Raw genomic sequence first — 6,000 nt, 5'->3', positions numbered from 1 at the left:
CACCGTACTTACGCAAAAATATGCACAAGGTGAAAAGCTAAGTAAAGTTGAACTCATCTTTTTCAATCAAACGGTTATACAATACCGCGAACGCCTAGCGAGTATCAGCTGGTTTATGCGGCTATTAAATGAAGACATTGCGCGCAGAGCAAATAAAGAAGATAGCTGCACAGGTAGATTCTGGGAGGGTAGATTTAAATCTCAAGCATTACTAGATGATGCAGCACTTGCAGCCTGTATGGCCTATGTCGATTTAAATCCCATTAGAGCTAAAATGGCTAACACACCAGAAGAGTCAGATCATACCAGTGTACAAAAGCGCTTAACATGCGCGACAGAGGGTAAACAGCCTAAACAGTTACTTCGTTTTGCAGGTATGTCTCGTCAGATTATGCCCAAAGGGCTGCCGTTTGAGCTTAAATCGTACCTTGAACTTGTTGAGCTAACAGGGCGAATAATACGAGAGGATAAACGCGGGTATATTGATAACATGAACCTTCCTTTGCTAGAAAGGCTTAATATATCCCCAGATAACTGGCTAAAACTCACTACGCAATTTACGCGCGTATTTCATGGTGCAGTAGGCAGACCCACTTCACAAGCAAGTTACTGTGAAAATTTAAAGCGTAAACGGCTATCAAATATTAGCAATTGCGAAAAGCTACTCGCATAAATTAAAACAGTTCAGTAAAAGTTAAAAGTGCCATTACGGAGTTATTTTCATGCGTGTAATTTGGGTTTAAAAATGTAATGACTTATTTAATAGATGAAATGAAAGCGACCCAGTAATAAAAGGTTGATTATGAACCTGAAGAGCTAATTTTGTGGCACAGTTTTGTTTGTTCAATTAAAGTGGCTGTCTGGTTTGGTCGTTGTTCATAAAACAGAAAAGTTGCAAAACACGATGCATTAAGAAAGGGAGGCCCTTTTACCGTAAATTAAAGCTACTCAACCAGCCGCAACCCTCCACCATTTCTGTGTATTTGCGCACTGAATAAAAATAATTTTCAGTTAACTAATTGTTTACAGGTGTTTATTTGATGGTTAAGATAAATGCATTGTAATATATAGACATTTATCGGTTTATAAAACGACAAATGTCGTAGACAAAATTGTTAGCTTTTTCAGGATGCTCTAGCAATATTGTTATTTCAATATACAAAGGATATGTATGGCTGTACCAATACAATCAATTGAAGAATCATTAAGTGTTGCTCATGTAGGTGCTATTGTTTCAAAAGCAGGTGCGACATTTAATTTAGTGCCTCATGATTATGGGGTTGATGTATCAATAAGAAATATCCAGCCTTTTAATGGTAAATTAATGGATCTTGGGACTTCATTTGATTGCCAGTTAAAATCAACAATCAATTGGTCTGAAAAAGACGGCCATATTGTTTATGATGTAGAAATTGATACATATAACAAATTAATATTTAGAGAAAATAATTCTTCCATACCTTGTTTATTAGTTGTTTTATGTTTGCCTAGAGATGAATCCCAATGGTTAACCTTTACAGATAAAGGGCTACTATTACAAAAAAGTTGTTATTTTTATCATTTAAAAGGCGATCTTAATAAAAACAAAAAGCAAGCTAGAATTAAGATACCTGTAGAGAACCTTTTAACCCCTGAAGCTGTTCAACAACTTATCGTTAAAGTTAAATTAGGAGAGTTACAGTGAATTTAATTAATATTAACTCTCCAATATTGAAAACTATCAACCTTGAAAGCCTTAATTCTTTTTTATCTTTGAAGGGCTGGACAAGAAGCTCTGATGTTTATTTAGATAAAAATACTATTTACAGTAGCCCTAAAAATCCTTTAGGCGAAAGTATTGAAATTTTAGTGCCCAACTCTTCAACCTTTATTGATTATTACAATCGTTTAGCTGATGTAATTAACACTCTTTCCTTCTATTATGATCAAGATACAAGTGATGTGATTAGAAGTATATCTTCATGTTTTACTGATATATTCCAGACTCGAATAATAGATACAGGACTATTTGAAAATAGCCTACCAATCGATGAAGTTTATCGTGAAATTGGTGGGATTAGATCATTATTTTTATATGGGGCATCATCAGAAGTTACTCCTTCAAGGCATTTTGATAATCCATTATCTAGAAGTCAAAAGTTTATTGAAAACTGTCGTTTTGGGCATACTTTTAAAGGTAGTTTTGGTTTTACGGTGGAACTTCCAATCATAAAAGCTCGTGAAGAACGAGATCTATTTGAAATACCTTTTGAACGAAAGGTAAACGAAAGAATAGCTAGAGGGCTAAACCTTATATCTCAAGCTGTAAAATCTGATAATGCAGATATTTTAGTTGATGCTTACAACACAGCTTTTAATTCTAAAATGTGTGATGCACTTTTAAATATATCAAATCAAGCTTCTAAATCTGTTGAGTTATCATTTAATTGGGCAAAGGAAGTAGATTTATCTGAAGATATTCGTAACTTCAAAAGTATCATTTTAACTGAAGCTCACTATGATGTTATTTCGTATGCCTCGAGTAAATTGAAAGAAGTTCCTCCTGAAGATAAGCTTGTAATGGGGAAAATAATAAATTTACACTGTAATAACAATCCAGTGGATGAATCTATTACAAAAAGCATTATCATCAAATATATTGATGATAATAGTTCAAAGCTCGATGTTAAGGCTACTTTAAACTCACATGACTACAAACTTGCTTGTAAAGCTCATATTGAGGGCGTAGATATAACTATAAACGGTAAGCTTGAAAGAACAGGTGGACAATGGACTTTAACTGATATTAAGTCAGTAAAAGTCAAAAGCTAACAACACGCCCTGAGGTGGACGACTAGTAAAATTTAGCTATTAATTGCAAATTTTAAAAGTGGTGAGACTCTGCGTTTTAAGGCCGCTAAATAAGTCGATTCATCGTAGGGTGTATTCGTTTTCCAACAGCTAAATAAAATCTAACAAGGAACGTATATGAATTTATCTGAAGGCAAAACTGTAATTAAGTTTGAAATATCAGAAACAGGCCACCAAATTGTTGAAGCTAAAATTAACGGTAAATTGTTACGTTTTATTTTAGATACTGGCGCTGGGACATCTGTTTTAGACAGAGGATGCCTAAGTGAGTTAGGCATTGAAGAAAAACTCAATGTTGAGAATGCAGCAGGCTTGGGCACTTCGGATCACGCTATGGGGGATATAGAAGTTCATTCAATTGAGTTTGGAAATGCCCTGTTTGAAAGTCCAGACTTTGTGTCACTTAATCTTGACCATGTTCAGGTAGCGGGTGGTGAAAAGGGAGTACATGGCTTGTTAGGCTCTCCCTTTTTTACTCAATACCAAGCAGTTATCGATTTTTCAAAAAATAGGTTAGCGCTTTTTAATAAAAAAATTAAATATCTAACCTAAACTTTGTGCTTTAAATTTTAACTAACGCACCATATTTATGGGCTTAATTATGGCATAGTGCGACAGCTGTTATTATTTACAATTTGTATTTCAAAGCTACTTTCCTAGTTCTTTTTTAATAACTCTTTTCTTATAATTTCAGCCCCAGCGCTCAAGGCATTTAGTTTACCTCTGGCTATATGGTGAGGTAGTGGAGCCATGCCGCAGTTTGTACACGGGTAGAGCTTGTCGGCATCTACAAATTGCAGTGCTTTACGCAGCGTATTAGCCACTTCCTCTGGCGTTTCGATAGTGTGATTTGCTACATCAATTGCGCCTACCATTACTTTTTTACCGCGAATGAGTTCTAGTAAACCCATTGGTACATGGGAGTTATGGCACTCTAGTGAGATAATATCGATATTAGATTGCTGAAGCTTAGGGAATGCTTCTTCGTACTGTCGCCATTCAGATCCTAGTGTTTTTTTCCAATCTGTATTTGCTTTAATGCCGTAGCCATAGCAAATATGCACGGCGGTTTCGCATTTAAGACCTTCAATTGCGCGCTCTAAACAGGCAATTCCCCAGTCGTTTACTTCATCAAAAAATACGTTAAACGCGGGCTCATCAAATTGGATGATATCAACGCCGGCGGCTTCTAATTCTTTTGCTTCTTGATTAAGAATGATGGCAAATTCCCACGCTAGTTTTTCGCGGCTTTTATAATGATCGTCGTAAAGCGTGTCAATCATTGTCATTGGGCCTGGTAATGCCCATTTAATCGGTTGTTTGGTTTGCTTGCGTAAAAATTTAGCGTCTTCAACAAACACAGGCTTTTGACGGCTAACAGGGCCAACAACTGTAGGTACACTTGCGTCGTATCGGTCACGAATTTTTACTGTTTTACGTTTTTTAAAGTCAACACCGTTTAGGTGCTCTATAAATGTAGTTACAAAATGCTGCCTTGTTTGCTCACCATCGCTAACAATATCAATGCCTGCTTGTTGTTGGTCGAATAATGACAAGCGTAGGGCGTCGTGTTTTCCTTGGGTTAATTCATCACCTTGTAATTTCCAAGGTGACCAAAGTGTTTCTGGCTCTGCAAGCCATAACGGCTTAGGTAAACTGCCAGCGGTAGAAGTAGGTAGTAATTTTTTCATAATAAATAATGCCGTATATTTTAGTTAATTATTAAACGTATCGTTAAGCGCTATTAGTTGTTATGACAGATAGCTAGTAGAGAATTGCTCAAGAACTCTTTGGTACGGCTTGATAAAATGCTCTTGCGCAAACTTGCCTTGCTCGTTTGCTAACTTGCCGCGCTCTTCTCGGTCATACACAATTTGCGTTAGTGAGTGATCCAAGTTTTTTAAGTTTGGTTTATATGATTTACCCGCTGTTGCGTTGGCATTATAAATCTCTGGTCTGTAGATTTTTTGAAACGTTTCCATCGTACTAATAGTGCTTATAAGCTCAAGATTGCTGTAATCATTAAGTAAATCACCAAAGAAAAACAATGCTAAAGGCGCGGCACTATTTGGCGGCATAAAGTAACGTACCTGCAAGCCCATTTTTTTGAAGTATTGCTCAGTTAAAGACGATTCATTTGGCTCGTATTCAACGCCTAGTACCGGATGTTGGTTTTCGGTGCGATTGTAGGTTTTGTTATCTGACACACTTAGGCATATAACCGGTGGTTTTTTAAAGTTTTGTTTGTATGTATCCGAATTTACGAATGACTGAAATAGTTTGCCATGTAAAACCCCAAAGTCATCTGGAATGCTAAATTGAGGCTTGCCTTTATTGTGCTCTTGTAGGAGTACGCTAAAGTCGTAGTCGCGCACATACGATGAAAAGTTGTTTCCTACAATGCCTTCAATGCGCTTATTCGTTTTATGGTCAACAATATTTGTTTTTAATATTTCGATTGATGGGAAGCTTTCGCCGCCATCTTCAATACCTATCTCAACAGAGACAATTTCAAGCTCAACAGCATAACGCTCACCTTTGGTGTTATCCCAATGGGCTAGGGCATTAAAACGGTTGTTAATCATGTTTAAGGCGTTACGCAAGTTTGCTTTGCGGTATTCACCTCTGGCTAAATTAGCAAAGTTGGTTGTGATACGCGTATTAGTTGATGGATGATAATTTTCGTCGAGTGAAACGCTCTTAATATTAAATGTAAAATCTTTTTTCATCGTATTTATATCCAATTTTATAATTTAAACCTGATTGATGCTCTGCGCTTTATTAGCCTTGCAACTTACTTAGCTGGCTTAGCTGGCTTAGCTGGTTTAGGTATTCAGCGGCTTTAAGTTGTTAGTAATAGTGTTTAGCGCTAAGGGATGAGTAATTTATACGTTGATTGGTATATGAAGAAAAACGGTTTAATTTCACATAAAACATGAGTCATATTCATTAATCATCATTGTTAGATTCGATTACGTAGCAATTGACGAGAAAAAGGCATAAATCGATAAAAACAAAGGATGGATGTTTAGCCGTTTAGACTTCTTTTTGTTTTGGTGTGCACTTTATTCATGTTGAACATGAGGAATATTCAAAGGAGTTTTGTATAGCTATAACAGTACATTAGCCAAATTTTTAGTATGTTGCGCC

The 6,000-nt window shown here is 36.3% G+C and carries 6 protein-coding genes; 4 read left to right on the top strand and 2 right to left on the bottom strand.

Going from position 1 to position 6,000, the window contains the following annotated elements; genetic code table 11:
- The 4 genes from NRL14_RS17320 to NRL14_RS17305 form a co-directional block, all read left to right on the top strand.
- Nucleotides 1-673, top strand: a 673-nt coding sequence (locus NRL14_RS17320; RefSeq protein WP_306725226.1) for a transposase, incomplete at its 5' end; no start/stop codon positions are given.
- 498 nt (nt 674-1,171) lie between these two features.
- The gene (locus NRL14_RS17315) at nt 1,172-1,684 is read left to right on the top strand and encodes a DUF4365 domain-containing protein (RefSeq protein ID WP_024592218.1); all 513 of its coding nucleotides are present in this window, start codon (nt 1,172-1,174) and stop codon (nt 1,682-1,684) included.
- Nucleotides 1,681-2,811 carry a hypothetical protein gene (locus tag NRL14_RS17310; protein WP_024592217.1) on the top strand — a complete coding sequence of 377 codons (1,131 nt, stop codon included), beginning with the start codon at nt 1,681-1,683 and terminating at the stop codon, nt 2,809-2,811. Before NRL14_RS17315 ends, NRL14_RS17310 begins: the two co-directional genes overlap by 4 nt.
- Before the next feature lie 156 nt (nt 2,812-2,967).
- Nucleotides 2,968-3,402, top strand: coding sequence for a retropepsin-like aspartic protease (locus NRL14_RS17305; RefSeq protein ID WP_306725225.1), 435 nt, complete (start codon nt 2,968-2,970; stop codon nt 3,400-3,402).
- A 104-nt stretch (nt 3,403-3,506) separates the two neighbouring features.
- Here the strand turns inward: NRL14_RS17305 and NRL14_RS17300 are convergent, their stop codons facing one another.
- Together NRL14_RS17300 and NRL14_RS17295 are read right to left on the bottom strand one after the other, a co-directional pair.
- Complete coding sequence (locus NRL14_RS17300) at nt 3,507-4,541, bottom strand: methionine synthase (protein ID WP_306725224.1); 1,035 nt, start codon at nt 4,539-4,541, stop codon at nt 3,507-3,509.
- Nucleotides 4,542-4,601: 60 nt separating this feature from the next.
- Nucleotides 4,602-5,579: a DUF1852 domain-containing protein gene (locus NRL14_RS17295; protein WP_039487806.1), complete on the bottom strand. Its 978-nt coding sequence runs from the start codon at nt 5,577-5,579 to the stop codon at nt 4,602-4,604.
- Nucleotides 5,580-6,000: the final 421 nt, after the last annotated feature.

Source organism: Pseudoalteromonas sp. 20-92 (genome assembly GCF_030847595.1).
In the GTDB taxonomy this organism is placed as follows: Bacteria; Pseudomonadota; Gammaproteobacteria; order Enterobacterales; family Alteromonadaceae; genus Pseudoalteromonas; species Pseudoalteromonas fuliginea.
The sequence above is the reverse complement of the archived record's forward strand: the minus strand, read 5'-3'. Positions and strand labels throughout refer to the sequence as shown.